The sequence below is a fragment of the Hymenobacter qilianensis genome, from assembly GCF_014489555.1.
Lineage (GTDB): Bacteria > Bacteroidota > Bacteroidia > Cytophagales > Hymenobacteraceae > Hymenobacter > Hymenobacter qilianensis.
In genome coordinates this window covers 2,145,296-2,157,736 of sequence record NZ_CP060784.1, presented here as the reverse complement: position 1 = coordinate 2,157,736, position 12,441 = coordinate 2,145,296, and the positions used below count along the sequence as shown (strand labels likewise).

Here is a 12,441-nt window from a genome sequence, read left to right as displayed (position 1 = left end):
GGTCTGGGGGGCAAATTTTGAAATAAGCAGGCATCCAACTCTCGCCTGCCCGTAAATAAGCTTAGCGCGGGTCGCGCCATACTACGCGGGCATTGGTGGCCTGCGTAGCAAAATCAGGGCATTGCCCGTCGCCCTTGCCGGTTATACCGCCGCTCGGAGCACAAATAACATCTCCGCAGCTATTGTAGAGATAATCAAACTGGTCGCAGCAGTCGCTGGAAACGAGGTAGACGGTCTGGCCTTGAAACTGATATTCCGTGATTTCGGCCGCGGGGTTCTGCTTGGGCTTGGCTTGTAGCTCCGCTACTTTGGTGACAAAAAAGCTGGGACAGGCAGCATTCTCATCTTCGCACTGGGAGGCGCTGAGGAGGCTCGTGAGAAGCAGAAGCGTAAGTAAGCGTTTCATAGAGCAGTTCGATTTACAGTGACTTTAGGAATTCCAAGTTTCCCAAAACAGAATCAACTATCTGGGCATTGAAGTCCAACTTCCATCAAAAAAGTAGATGGTTGTGCCATCACTATCATTGATCACCGCCTCCGGATATTCTTCACCTTTAGGCTTCACATGCCAGGCCAATATAGTCCTGATAGGCGTTTCATTCCCTCGAAGCGTATAGTACCCTAACTCCGCAGTCAAGCATTTATCCTTAAAATCTTCTGCTTTGTAACTGGTAGACTGTTTGTTATAATCCACAAACTCCTGAAAAAACAATGCCCTGACCTGAGCTAGCGTCAACGCTGGCTTCGTGTCAGCCGCCGCTATAAAATCATTATCGGAACGATGAACATATTTACCATTCCTGAAATTATAAATAGCTCTGTTGAGTAGAAAAGGCAACCCATTAGCGAAACGGGCAGCCTTTACGTGTACATGATGATTGGTTATGCCCTCCACGACCAAGTCTTCTTCGATGAATTGGGTAAAGCGAAGGTCGCTTAAGCTGAGGGCATTCTGCTGAAAAAGGCGAACGGCGGTTGCCTGCTCCGACTTGCGTATTTCGTGGTCACCGGGCCCTGGAGCGTTGGTAACCCGCTTGATACAGCCTTTACCATCCAAGACCACTTCATCGAGGTCATTCTTCGTACACGCACACAAGCTTAGTAGGGCAGCAAATAAATAGTACTGAATCTTCATAGTTGTACTGTTAAATTATTTGCTGTTAACGGACCACGGTAGCCGCTTTTTGGCCCCCAAACTCCACACTGGCCTCCAGACCAACCGAATATGGCCGGGAGCGTTGGAAGAAAGAGCCGCCAGGGTCCTGATTAAGCGTATTCAAACCGGCTTCGGCTACTGGACCTAAGGACAAGCTCCATGCCGCGGCGGCTGGTGCATAGCGCACGCCCCCACCCCCACGCACCGATGCCAGCACCTTGCGATAAGGCGACTCAGAAGAAGCCAGCGTGTAGTCGCGGGCGGCAGCGGCGTTGCCATCTACTTCCGTGCTGCTCTTGATAAGCAGGTTCACGGCGGCGCCTACTTTGGCGTAGAGCGACCAGCCCGTTTTGGCCGAGCCGTAGCGCATGGCTACCGGTACGCCTATTGTGCTGTATCTAAACTCCGTGCCGCGCTGGCCGGCATAAAACTGGTTACTGCTGGAGTCGGATGCTGCCTGCCCGGCGAAGGCCGTTCTCGAATTGTTCAGATTTAACGAGGTTTTGGATGAAGCCCGCTGTTGAGAAGTTTCTATGCCAGTCAGTAGCGTCAATTTATTGTTCAATGCATACGCCGCGGCTATTGCAATACGCTGAGCAGGACCAGCTTCCAGATTGTCGCGGTATTCGCTGGCGCCATACTGATACGCCGACCGGGCATTGTAGACAGGAAGCGCTGAGTTGTTGGAGGGAACCGCGCCAAAGTCGAGGGCTGCATTCGCTGTCGCGCTGGAGCTAAAGTCAATATTCGGGTTGTAAGAGCTGGCCGCATAAGCTCCGCTCAGGCGCCATTTGCTGCGCTTACGTTCCGGTTTTTCTTCTTCGGCGGCATCCTGGGGAGCACTTATTGCCGCTTGGGCCAACATGCCAGCTGACACCGGAAGCGCTTCGGCCTGCAAGGTTTCGGGGCGACGAAATGCGGCTGCTACCGTGTTTTGCGCCGCGGCCGCAGACACTGGCCGTACGGTTAGCCAATTTGCCCCCGCTCATTCTGTGAGCTTCCAATGCCTGGCACCGATGAGGCAAAGGCAGAACCATAGGCCCCATTTCCAGCCTGACGCTCAGCAGCAGTCAGCGAAGTACCCGTAGCGCCTGAGCCTGAGCGGGTGCTGTTGGTAGCCACGCTGCTGCCTGACTCAGACTGCCTGATTCCTACAGCCGATTTAGCGGCCCGCAATAAGGTAGTGGCTACATCATTCGTTGCTGATTGCGCCGTGGCTGCCCGGGTTGCCGAAGCGGTGGCAGCTGAATTCCGTTGCTGGGTCACTGCTGCCAAATCAGTGGACGTGGTAGCGCTATTTCGTGACTGACTAGTGGTGGCGCTACTGCGCGGTGTGCGCAGCGGAGTATCAGCAGCTGCCTCAGTAGTAGTTGCCTCCACGGGGCGAGTAGTGGCAGCTATTTCTGTGCCGGGGGGCAAATGTGTGGCATTATGGAGCAGCAGCCAGGTGCCGCAGCCCAGCACCAGCAGGGCGCAGGCCGCCGCCACCCAGCGGTGCAGCAGCAGACGCCGCCGATACGAGTCGTTCTGCCGTACCAGCATCTCATGGTCGAGCTGCTCCCAGACGTGCTGACGAGGCGCTACTTCTGCCTCGCCGAGCTTCTGTCGGAACAAGTGCTCCAGGTCGCCGGTGGACCGGGGCTCGTTGGGCGTATGATTATTTGCGGAAGATGCCATTGCTGCGATGCGCGTCGAGGCGCTCTAATTTAGTTTTCAAGATGACCCGGGCCCGGGAGTACTGCGATTTGCTGGTGCCTTCGGAAATGCCCAGCAACTCACCAATTTCCTTGTGCCCATAGCCTTCGATGGCAAACAGGTTGAATACCATGCGGTAGCGCGGCGCCAACTCCTGCACGAGGGTCAAAAGCTCTTCAAATGCGTAGTTGGAAAGCGTAAACTCCTCCCCGCCAGATCCTCGGGGTACTCGCCCTCACTCATGGCTACCAGCCCGCTATTGCGACGGTGCTGACGCAGAGCAGCATTAATCATGATGCGCCGAATCCAGAACTCCAGGGGGCATTCGCGGCGAAACTTGCTGAGGTTGGTAAACACCGTTACGAAGCCTTCCTGCAATACATCCTCCGCCTCAAAGGTGGTTTGGGCGTAGCGCAGACACACGGCCATCATGCGGGCTGCAAACCTGTCGTACAAATGCTTCTGCATCAGACGGCTTCCGGCCAGGCAACCATCAATGATTTCGGCCTCGGTGAGCTGGGAAGGCGGCACAAGCGAGCGGACAGGAGCAGGCGGAGGCGAAGCAGCCACCGAAGCCGACGAATTGCCCCCGCAAGCAGGTTGCGCAGCCCTCCGCCACCCATCGCAAACGATAAGGCGCTCATCGAGTGAGGTGGCCGCCTGGGCCGCTGTGGCTGAACATAAAGTCGATTGGGCCAGGATAAAGTGGCTGCATACGCTGCGTTTCGTAATAACGTATCGGTAGAATAATCCGCCATATACTAGCGGGCTTCGGTGAGTAGAGGCTGCTACCCGCCCCAAGGGTTGCATGCCTGTGCCCGAATATTTTTTAAAGTTGCTTTAAAGCGCTGGGGGCTTTTTTAGCCGTGAGGAAAATAATTTTCGAAACAATGTTAGTACATTTAATGTACATACATATATTTGCAAGCCACCTCTTTCCGCTGCCTTGCGTAAATCAGCACCCTGCTTCAGGAAAGCTGCTTACATCCGTACCAACTCATTTTTCATCTTTCATCCGTTCCTCATGAAAACTATTGTTCTGTTCTATTCCACGTATGGCCACGTGTGGAAATTGGCCGAGGCCGTAGCCGAAGGCGCCCGCCAGGTAGAAGGCAATGAAGTAGTAGTAAAGCGCGTACCCGAGACGCTGTCGAAAGAAATTCTCGACAAGGTTGGAGCCACGCAGGCCCAGCAAGCTTTCAACCATGTGCCTGTAGCTACCCCCGAGGAATTGGAGCAGTACGATGCCATCATTATTGGTACGCCTACCCGCTACGGCAATGCTTGCGGCCAGATTCAGGCCTACCTCGACTCAACCGGCGGCTTGTGGGCTCGCGGCGCCCTTGTGGGCAAAGCAGGTGGCGCATTCGTGAGCACCGCTACCCAGCACGGCGGCCAGGAAACAACGCTACGCGCGCTGCACACGGCATTGCTTCACCATGGCATGGTCATCGTGGGCTTGCCTTACGCTTGGCAGGGTCAGATGGGCCACGAAGAAGTAACCGGCGGTACCCCTTACGGCGCCAGCACAGTAGCTGGTGGACAAGGTGAGCGCCAGCCCAGCGCAAACGAATTGGAAGGTGCCCGTCATCAAGGCAAGTACACCGCCGAAATTGCTAGCAAGCTTTCCAGAAAATAAGCGTTACTTGCGACCTATACCCTGAACGCACATATTGCAACAACCAGCAAGCCACCCATTTGAGGTGGCTTGTTGTGTTTTAGGGCATTCCTGTAGCATTTGCTCTTTACTGGCTCCAAATTTCCCAGGCAGCCTCGGCCTGTAGGCAGAGCATCTCGAAGCCGTTTTTGGTTTGAGCACCGGCTTCGCGACCTTTTTGGAGGAACAAAGTTTCGCTCGGATTATAAATCAGGTCGTAGAGGTAGTGGGCTGGCGTGAGAGCCTCGTACGGGATAGGAGCGCACGCATCTACCTGCGGAAAAGTACCCAACGGCGTGGCGTTGATAATCAGCGAATGCCCTACAAGTACGTCGGGCGTGAGGTCATTATAGGTAAGGCCAGTCCCGAGTGGGTTACGTGACACCAGCCAATACGGAATCTCTAGTTCCCGCAAGGCTGCCTCTACTGCCTTCGATGAGCCACCGGTGCCAAGCACTAGTGCTCGTGCTGCAGCGCCACGCAATGGATAAAAAGCGCGCAACGACTCCCGGAAGCCAATGTAATCGGTGTTATGCCCAATATAGCGGCCGTCGGGCGTGCAATCGATGACGTTGATGGCGCCAATACGGGCCGCCGCCGATGATATCTCACTCAGGTACGGCCATATCTGCTCTTTATATGGAATGGTTACGTTGAGCCCCCGCAGGCTGGGGTGCTCAGCCAACAGCTCCGGCAAGGCCGAGATAGTGGGCAGCTCAAAGAGCTCGTAGTGGTGGTCGTCGAGGCCCAGATTCTCAAATTTCTGGGTGAAATAGGTTTGCGAGAACGAGTGGACAAGCGACTTGCCAATGAGGCCAAATTCCTTCATACAATAATTCACACTAGCTAGACTGAACTCTGACGCTTACCGCATGCAATAATAGAAAACCGCCCCAACGGATTACCATTGGGGCGGTTTATTTCACGAATAAAATCAGGAATTAAGCTACGGGCCGCCGGCTGTTTTGGCGCGACTTTACAAACTCAAATATCACGGGCAGTATTGATAAGCCGATGATGGCCAATACGACCAGCGAGAAGTTTTTCTGTACAATCGGGATGGTACCGAAGAAATAGCCCGCGCCCGTCAGCGAAACGACCCACAAAACGCCCCCCACCACATTGTACGACAGGAACTTGGTGTAGCTCATGGTACCCACGCCCGCCACAAAGGGCGCAAACGTGCGAATGATCGGGATGAAGCGGGCCAGAATGATGGTTTTGGCGCCGTGCTTCTCATAAAACTCCTGGGTACGAATGAGATGCTCACGCTTCAGGAAGCGGGAATTCTCGCGAAATACCCGCGGCCCCAGATAGTCACCGATATGATAGTTGAGCGTGTCGCCAAGCACTGCCGCTACGATAAGCAGACCCATCATTACCCACACATTCAGGGGAGAGCCGGGCAGGGCGGCCAGCGAGCCAGCCGCGAACAGCAGCGAGTCGCCGGGCAAAAAGGGCAGCACTACTACGCCGGTTTCCACGAAGATAATCAGGAAGAGAATGGCGTATGTCCACGTTCCGTAATCCTGGATAATGGCCCCGAGATGCTTGTCGAGATGAAGAATGAAATCAATGATGTCCTTGAGGATTTCCATGAACCAGGAATAGAAGACGAAGTTATTTTACTGCAAAGAAAGCAGGCAGCCGGCAAAGTTTCTGGCTGGGGGGCTTTTTCGGCTGGCTTTAGTGTATAGCTGGGGCAACTGTTGCCTTACTATCGGCGCGTCGGCTCAGGGCCTGGGCTACAATGCTGGCCACCAGAATTTGGAGGGCGTGATAAATCATCAGGGGCAAAAGAATCAGGCCGGCCGTGCGCGCATCCGGGAAAAGCACCTTCGACATTACGGTACCCTGAACCAAGGACTTTTTGGAGCCACAAAACAGCGCTGTGATGGTGTCTTCGCGGTTAAAACCTACTAACCGGCTCAGCAGCAGTACGCACCCGTACACTAAAAAGAACAGCACCAACATAGCCGCGCCCAGCCCAAAAAGGTCGCCGGCGGAGTAGCCCCGGAAAATGCCTTGGTCAAACGACTCACAAAACGAGGTATATACAATCAGCAGAATAATAGCCTGGTCGAGCATGCGCAAGGGCCCGGCAAAGCGCTGCGCAAACTGATGCAAGCGCGAATGCAACAGTATACCCACCGCCACGGGCAGTAGCACCTGCAACGCCAAATCTAAGATAGTGGAGCCTAGGCCGCCGGAAGTACCAGACGTTAGAAAGAGCGCCATCCAAACGGGCGTAATAAACACGCCCAGCAAGCTGGAAATACTGGCATTGAAAATTGCCGCCGGCAGATTACCCTTGGCAATTGAAACCATCACGACGGAAGAGGAAACCGTGGAAGGTAAGGCAGCCAAATAAAAGCCCCCAGCCACAGTAACTGGCTTTTTTCCGAATCAAAAAGCGGCTTTACTACTAATAAGAGCAGCGGAAACAACAGAAAAGTAGTACCCTGCACAACTAGGTGTAAGCGCCAGTTGCTCAGGCCAGCCTTCAGTTTTTCGCGACTCAGGCGCAAGCCGTAGAAGAAGAAAATGACCGATACGCCATAGTGCGCAATGCGCCCCAGCGGCAGTGGCCCCTCTTCAGCCCCAAACTCCGGCCACAGGTAAGCCAGGCCAATAACGCCGATCAAGCCCAGCAGGAACCCATCGAGCCCCGCCCGCAGCGCCAGCTCCCGCAAGCGTTGCATGGGACTGCTGGGGGCATTTTAGCGGTCGGAGCGGATGGGGACATTAGCTGCAATCAATTTATATAAGTACCTTTTTTGTAAGAATGTCATGCAGAGCAACGCGAAGCATCTCGCGTGCTGATGGCTGATTAGTAACCTTACTAAACACGCGAGATGCTTCGCTCCGCTCTGCATGACCACCTTTTTAATTTTACAACGACTGCAAGACTTAAGACTTTGTGCCTTGAGTTGAAGATACGCGCCATATTTTGCCCCCCGCGTCATCCGCAACCAGCATCGAGCCATCGGGCAGCACGGTTACTCCTACCGGCCGGCCGTATACTTCCTTGGTGCCTTCGTTTGCCACGAAACCCGTCATAAAATCCTCGGGCTGACCAGCTGGCTTGCCGTTCTGAAAGGGCACAAACACCACTTTATACCCCGTAAACTTCGAGCTGTTCCAGGATCCATGCTGCCCTATGAAAGCGCCATTCCGGTATTTGGCCGGGAAGCCGCTGGCGTCATAAAAGGCCAGACCCAACGATGCCGTATGCGGACCCAAGGCTACATCCGGCACTATTGCTTTGGCCACTAGGTCGGGCCGCTCGCCCTTGCGGCGTGGATCTTCGTTTTGGCCGAAGTACGAGTAAGGCCAGCCATAAAAGCCGCCTTCTTTCACACTGGTCATATAATCGGGCACGAGCTCGTCGCCTAGCTCATCGCGCTCATTCACGGCGGTCCAGAGTACTTGGGTGCCGGGCTGCCAATCCATGCCCACGGGGTTGCGCAGGCCGCTGGCGTACACGCGCTTACCGGATCCATCAGGATTAATTTCCAGAATCAGGGCCCGACCTTCATCGTTTTTCTCGCCCTTCTCCATCACATTACTACCCGACCCTACCGACACGTAAATCTTGGAGCCGTCGGCGTTGGCCAATAAGTTGCGAGTCCAGTGGTTGTTGTAGCCGCCAACAGGTAAATCCAGGATTTTTTGCCCCCCGGCCGTGATTTTGGTTTGACCGGCTTTGTAAGGAAACCGCAGCACGGCGTCGGTATTGCCTACGTAAAAATTATCGCCTACTACCAGCATGCCAAAAGGCTGATTCAGGCCCGTCAGAAAGGTTTCGCGCACCTCGGGCTTGCCGTCTTTGTTGGCGTCGCGCAAGAGCGTGATGCGGTTGGCGCTGGACTCCTTCATCGACCCTGACTGCTTCAGACCTTTTGCCTTTTCGCCCTTCGCCGTGGAGGTTTTTTCTATAGAGTTAGATTCGGCAATAAAAATGTCGCCGTTTGGGGCCACATAAATCCAGCGCGGATTCTGTAAGTCAGCAGCAAATTCCGTCACTGTAAATCCGGCCGGCACCGTTGGCATTTTGCCTTTAGGCCAGCCAATTACCTTACTGAAGTTCTTTGCCGACGGCGTAGCGTATGGTTCGGGCAGCGCAGGCGCAGCCACCGAATCAGTAGATGCGGCGGTAGCGGCAGCCGTTTCTTCTGTTTTGGGCGACGATTGATTGCAGGCGAATAAGGCCGCCAACGGTAAGTAAAGCAGGTAATTTTTCATAATAACCAAGTGAGCAGTGGTTGCTTAGGTGCAACAACAGCTTACGCACGCATGCCTGCTGAGTTAATACCTCCCTCACTAACTTCCGGGCATTACCTGATAAGCTGTAGCTAAAAAAGCCCCCAGCCACTGCACATGGCAGTCTGGGGGCTTTTTTGAGCAACCGTATATCTTACGCAGCCTATCCGCGCGGCATGGAAGTGCCGGGTCGGCCGGTCTTTACTTCCGGCTTGAACATGGGGTCTACGCCGTCCATATCAAGGAAGTGCGTGAACGTGTCACCGCGCAAGCCCAGCCGGATGGTTTCCAGGCTTACCACCTCATTAGGCGCGATATTTCCCAGATTAACATTGCTGCCCAGCAACTTAATAAACCATACCTGCTGGGCCTTCTGAGGAGCTTCCCACAGAATTTTCTCAAAAGGAATTTTGGTCAGAATTTCCTCTACCAAACCCGAACGTACCTCGCCGGTGCTCCGAAACAAGCCCACATTGCCGGCCTCACGCGCCTCGCCAATTACCTTGATGGAGCCAGCATCCAGCTCCGTTTGCATCTGAGCAATCCACTTGTAGGGAGGAATTATTTTCTCCGCATCCTTCGAACCCACCTCCGACAATACATTCAGGTCTTTGGCCAGCGTGCGGATGTACTCGCACTTTTTGTCGTGGGGCAACTCCAAAGAGCCATCCGAAACCTCTGCGTACTCCATTCCAAACTCAGACAGTAGCCGGCGGTAGTCATCAAACTGATTACGAATAATAAAGGCCTCAAACAGGGTTCCGCCGAAGTACACCGGCACACCGGCTTCTTTATACACTTCCAGCTTGCGCTTCAGGTTAGGTACTACGTATGAGGTAGCCCAGCCCAGCTTCACAATGTCGGTGTATTCGCCGCCTACCTCCAGAAAGTCTTCTACTTCACGGATACTCAGGCCTTTATCCATAACCATGGTGTAGCCTTGTTCGCGGGGTTTGGCGGTACGCTCGGGGAGTTGATCGAGGTGATAATTCATGCGCTTTGGTTCAGATGGAGGTAAGCCATAAAACCAACTATCATCCTGAACGAGGTAGAGTTCAGGATGATAGTTGGTTTCAAAGAGTTTAAATTTGAGTTATCTACTTCCGGTACTGATCAATCAGTCGAGCCAAGGCCCGCTGCGATTCCAGCTCCGGGAAGTACTCGAAAAGCAAACGGTGCTTGTCGAAGTCCAAAACTAGCGCATTTTCCAGATTCTCGTAAGCTTCGCGGTAGCGGCCAGCCGCCAGCAGATAAGCGCACAGGCGATATTGTAGCTCAGCTTCAGCAGGTTGTATCTCCACAGCATTACGCATCAGATCGATGGCGCCGTCGTAGTTGCCCTGCTCATAGAGGATAATGCTCCAGTTTAGCCACGCATCTTTGTTGTCGGGGCCTACCTGCGTAGCGCGGTCGTAGCACTCCACGGCACTCACCACATTGCCAACCTGATATTCAGCAGCGGCCAAGGCCAGCCAATATTCCACGCTTTCGTCGTAGAGGGTAGTGGCTTTACGGAAGAAATGAGCGGCTTCAAACCAGCGCTCCTGGGCATTCAGCACGACGCCCATCCCAAACCAAGCCTCATCCATTTCTGGATCGAGGTCGATGGCCCGCTGGTAGTTGCGCCGTGCCTGGTCCCATTCGGCCATTTTCTCGTAGCACTCGCCAATGTTACACAGCGCTTCTGCCGTAGGCTCACCAGCCGAGTAGCTCAGGTTGAACTCATCAATAGCTTCCCGATACTTTTCCTGGCTTACATAGGTGCTGGCCAGAAAAGCGTGCGCCTCATAATAGGTAGCATCAACCAAAATGGCGTACTCGAAAGCCGCCACTGCCTGATCATACTGCCCCAGGCGATAGTAAGCCTGACCCAGATTATACCACGCCGGAGCCGAATAAGGATCTTCATCGGTAAAGCGACGGAAAAACTCCAAATTCTTCTCCAGACGCTCGCTCACCTCCAAACAATAGAGCAGTTCCTGCACTGCTATGTCATTGTCGGAGTTCAGGCGCAGGCTCATCTTGTAATACTTGGCCGCACTCTTAAACTTCTGCCAGCTCTGGTAAGCCAGACCGAGGTTGAAGTAAATATCCTCGCGCTCCGGTGAGTGCTCAGCGGCATCATGAAAAAAAGCTACTGCCTCAGCAAACTCGCCTTTCTGCGTGGCAATAATGCCGCGGGTAACGGCTACGTCGGGGTTGGTCGGATCGAGTTGGGCTACGTCTTCAATCTGCTGGGCCGCAGCGGAGTATTCGCCCTTCATGGCTAGTACCTGCGAGCGGTCGATGAGCAGTTCGGTAGAAAAGGGATACTGGGCTATAGCAGTCTCACAGGCATGTAACGCCTTATCGTACTGCGTGTTGGTCGTATAATGGTCGATGATATTCTCAAAATCGGCCAGATCAAAAAAGACAGATTCGTTCTGGGCTACCATGCGTTCAAACCGACGCACTGTATCCAGCACTTGCTGCCTTTCCTCAAAGTTTTCGTTCATTCTCATTCGTATGCAAGACTCAAAGGTCGCCAAAACGGCAGACTTTGCCGGCGTCGGGCGGCGGAATCACTGAAGATAACGCTGCTGGCTTATGATGCAATAACCACACCGGGCGAAGGCTGGTTCGCTGATGTCAGGCCTGCGCAACACCACTGCACTGTTTCGGCCAGCGGACGGAATTGTAAGCCCGTAGCTGCCTCTACTTTGGCTGCACTGTAAATCACTGAGCGCCTGCCCGCACGGGCAGTATCTTTGGTGATGAGTGGCCGTGCACCCGTCAGCACGGAGCGCACGTGCTCCAAGCGCCAGATCGTTTCGGCTGCCCAGGTAGGTACGGCCACTGTGGGGGGCTTTTTGCCGAAGCACTCTGCCGCCTGAATCAAGAAATCGCGCAATGGCACTGCACCGCCACTCAGAATAAAGCGCTCCCCAGCTACTTCACTTTGAAAGGTCAGGCGAAGCATGGCCTCCACGACGTCGCGCACATCTACATAGTTCAGGCAGCCTGGCGTATAAAAGGCATGTTCCTGGTGCGCATATCGGAAAAGGCGGGTACTACTGCGCTGCCAATCGGCGGGCCCGAGCACTACCGAAGGATTCACAATGACAGCAGACAGACCTTCCGAAATCCCACGCCACACTTCCAGTTCTCCGAAGTACTTGGAAGTGGCATACGCATTATGTCCAGCGCCTAAATCCCATTTAGCCGTCTCATCTACCACAATATTTGCCCCCCTTATATCCAGCTTTGCTGCTGCAGGACCACCCAACGCGGCCACCGATGATACATGGCACAGGCGAATATCCGAGCTTTGCTCCAGGCAGGCATCTACCACGGCAGCAGTGCCCTCTGCATTTGTCTGCTGCAGTTTCGCTGCATCCTGCGGAGCATACGAAACCAAGCCAGCGCAGTGAAAAACGTGGGTAACCCCGGCCAATGCGGTGCGTAGTAGGGTGGTGTCACGCAAGTCACCTTCTATCCATTCCACTTTATCGGCATGCTGTATGGCTGGCACTTGCTGCCTGTAAAGCGCCCGCACTACATAGCCCTGTGCTACCAAGGCTGGAATCAGGAAACTGCCCATCAATCCGCTACCACCAGTGACAAAAACCATACATATCAGGGAGTTAGGTAGTTGAGTGGTGACTAATTAATTGATCAGACAGCAAGCATC

13 protein-coding genes and 1 pseudogene are annotated in these 12,441 nt (G+C 54.1%); 1 reads left to right on the top strand and 13 read right to left on the bottom strand.

Features of this window, described 5'->3' with window-relative positions; all coding sequences use genetic code 11:
* Nucleotides 1-61 precede the first annotated feature (61 nt).
* From H9L05_RS09995 to H9L05_RS23500, 6 genes are read right to left on the bottom strand one after another with little or no spacing between them, the layout of a single operon-like run.
* Nucleotides 62-406: a DUF6970 domain-containing protein gene (locus H9L05_RS09995; RefSeq protein WP_187734027.1), complete on the bottom strand. Its 345-nt coding sequence runs from the start codon at nucleotides 404-406 to the stop codon at nucleotides 62-64.
* Nucleotides 407-463: 57 nt separating this feature from the next.
* Entirely contained in the window at nucleotides 464-1,135 is a 672-nt protein-coding gene (locus H9L05_RS09990; protein WP_187734026.1) for a hypothetical protein, read from the bottom strand.
* A 25-nt stretch (nucleotides 1,136-1,160) separates the two neighbouring features.
* Entirely contained in the window at nucleotides 1,161-2,111 is a 951-nt protein-coding gene (locus tag H9L05_RS09985; RefSeq protein WP_187734025.1) for a hypothetical protein, read from the bottom strand.
* An 11-nt stretch (nucleotides 2,112-2,122) separates the two neighbouring features.
* A complete protein-coding gene (locus tag H9L05_RS09980) occupies nucleotides 2,123-2,833 on the bottom strand; it encodes a hypothetical protein (RefSeq protein WP_187734024.1) in 711 nt (236 codons plus the stop codon).
* Nucleotides 2,814-3,011 carry an RNA polymerase sigma factor gene (locus tag H9L05_RS23505; protein ID WP_262892697.1) on the bottom strand — a complete coding sequence of 66 codons (198 nt, stop codon included), beginning with the start codon at nucleotides 3,009-3,011 and terminating at the stop codon, nucleotides 2,814-2,816. Before H9L05_RS23505 ends, H9L05_RS09980 begins: the two co-directional genes overlap by 20 nt.
* 5 nt (nucleotides 3,012-3,016) lie before the next feature.
* The gene (locus tag H9L05_RS23500; protein ID WP_223284856.1) at nucleotides 3,017-3,421 is read right to left on the bottom strand and encodes an RNA polymerase sigma factor; all 405 of its coding nucleotides are present in this window, start codon (nucleotides 3,419-3,421) and stop codon (nucleotides 3,017-3,019) included.
* Between the two features lie 454 nt (nucleotides 3,422-3,875).
* Between H9L05_RS23500 and wrbA the strand changes: the two genes are divergently transcribed.
* Complete coding sequence (gene wrbA / locus H9L05_RS09970) at nucleotides 3,876-4,490, top strand: NAD(P)H:quinone oxidoreductase (protein ID WP_187734023.1); 615 nt, start codon at nucleotides 3,876-3,878, stop codon at nucleotides 4,488-4,490.
* 106 nt (nucleotides 4,491-4,596) lie between these two features.
* On the opposite strand, the gene H9L05_RS09965 is transcribed toward wrbA, so the two are convergent.
* The 7 genes and pseudogenes from H9L05_RS09965 to H9L05_RS09935 all read right to left on the bottom strand — a co-directional run bounded on the left by H9L05_RS09965 (nucleotide 4,597) and on the right by H9L05_RS09935 (nucleotide 12,381).
* Nucleotides 4,597-5,337 carry a shikimate dehydrogenase family protein gene (locus H9L05_RS09965; protein WP_187734022.1) on the bottom strand — a complete coding sequence of 247 codons (741 nt, stop codon included), beginning with the start codon at nucleotides 5,335-5,337 and terminating at the stop codon, nucleotides 4,597-4,599.
* 112 nt (nucleotides 5,338-5,449) lie between these two features.
* Nucleotides 5,450-6,106, bottom strand: coding sequence for a DedA family protein (locus tag H9L05_RS09960; protein WP_187734021.1), 657 nt, complete (start codon nucleotides 6,104-6,106; stop codon nucleotides 5,450-5,452).
* 88 nt (nucleotides 6,107-6,194) lie between these two features.
* Nucleotides 6,195-7,210 (bottom strand): annotated as a pseudogene (locus H9L05_RS09955) (bile acid:sodium symporter family protein).
* A 208-nt stretch (nucleotides 7,211-7,418) separates the two neighbouring features.
* Nucleotides 7,419-8,753, bottom strand: a complete 1,335-nt coding sequence (locus H9L05_RS09950) for a PQQ-dependent sugar dehydrogenase (protein WP_187734020.1) — start codon at nucleotides 8,751-8,753, stop codon at nucleotides 7,419-7,421.
* A 181-nt stretch (nucleotides 8,754-8,934) separates the two neighbouring features.
* On the bottom strand, nucleotides 8,935-9,765 hold the full coding sequence (locus H9L05_RS09945) for a phosphosulfolactate synthase (RefSeq protein WP_133274587.1): 831 nt from the start codon (nucleotides 9,763-9,765) through the stop codon (nucleotides 8,935-8,937).
* 103 nt (nucleotides 9,766-9,868) lie between these two features.
* The gene (locus tag H9L05_RS09940) at nucleotides 9,869-11,266 is read right to left on the bottom strand and encodes a tetratricopeptide repeat protein (RefSeq protein WP_187734019.1); all 1,398 of its coding nucleotides are present in this window, start codon (nucleotides 11,264-11,266) and stop codon (nucleotides 9,869-9,871) included.
* An 89-nt stretch (nucleotides 11,267-11,355) separates the two neighbouring features.
* Entirely contained in the window at nucleotides 11,356-12,381 is a 1,026-nt protein-coding gene (locus H9L05_RS09935) for an NAD-dependent epimerase/dehydratase family protein (RefSeq protein ID WP_187734018.1), read from the bottom strand.
* Nucleotides 12,382-12,441: the final 60 nt, after the last annotated feature.

What these genes read in the sequence shown, in the direction of transcription:
- H9L05_RS09990 (WP_187734026.1), bottom strand. Translation starts at nt 1,135, where the DNA reads ATGAAGATTCAGTACTATTTATTTGCTGCCCTACTAAGCTTGTGTGCG.
- H9L05_RS09980 (WP_187734024.1), bottom strand. Translation starts at nt 2,833, where the DNA reads ATGGCATCTTCCGCAAATAATCATACGCCCAACGAGCCCCGGTCCACC.
- H9L05_RS09940 (WP_187734019.1), bottom strand. Translation starts at nt 11,266, where the DNA reads ATGAACGAAAACTTTGAGGAAAGGCAGCAAGTGCTGGATACAGTGCGT.
- H9L05_RS09965 (WP_187734022.1), bottom strand. Translation starts at nt 5,337, where the DNA reads ATGAAGGAATTTGGCCTCATTGGCAAGTCGCTTGTCCACTCGTTCTCG.
- H9L05_RS09935 (WP_187734018.1), bottom strand. Translation starts at nt 12,381, where the DNA reads ATGGTTTTTGTCACTGGTGGTAGCGGATTGATGGGCAGTTTCCTGATT.
- wrbA (WP_187734023.1), top strand. Translation starts at nt 3,876, where the DNA reads ATGAAAACTATTGTTCTGTTCTATTCCACGTATGGCCACGTGTGGAAA.
- H9L05_RS09995 (WP_187734027.1), bottom strand. Translation starts at nt 406, where the DNA reads ATGAAACGCTTACTTACGCTTCTGCTTCTCACGAGCCTCCTCAGCGCC.
- H9L05_RS09945 (WP_133274587.1), bottom strand. Translation starts at nt 9,765, where the DNA reads ATGAATTATCACCTCGATCAACTCCCCGAGCGTACCGCCAAACCCCGC.
- H9L05_RS09960 (WP_187734021.1), bottom strand. Translation starts at nt 6,106, where the DNA reads ATGGAAATCCTCAAGGACATCATTGATTTCATTCTTCATCTCGACAAG.
- H9L05_RS09950 (WP_187734020.1), bottom strand. Translation starts at nt 8,753, where the DNA reads ATGAAAAATTACCTGCTTTACTTACCGTTGGCGGCCTTATTCGCCTGC.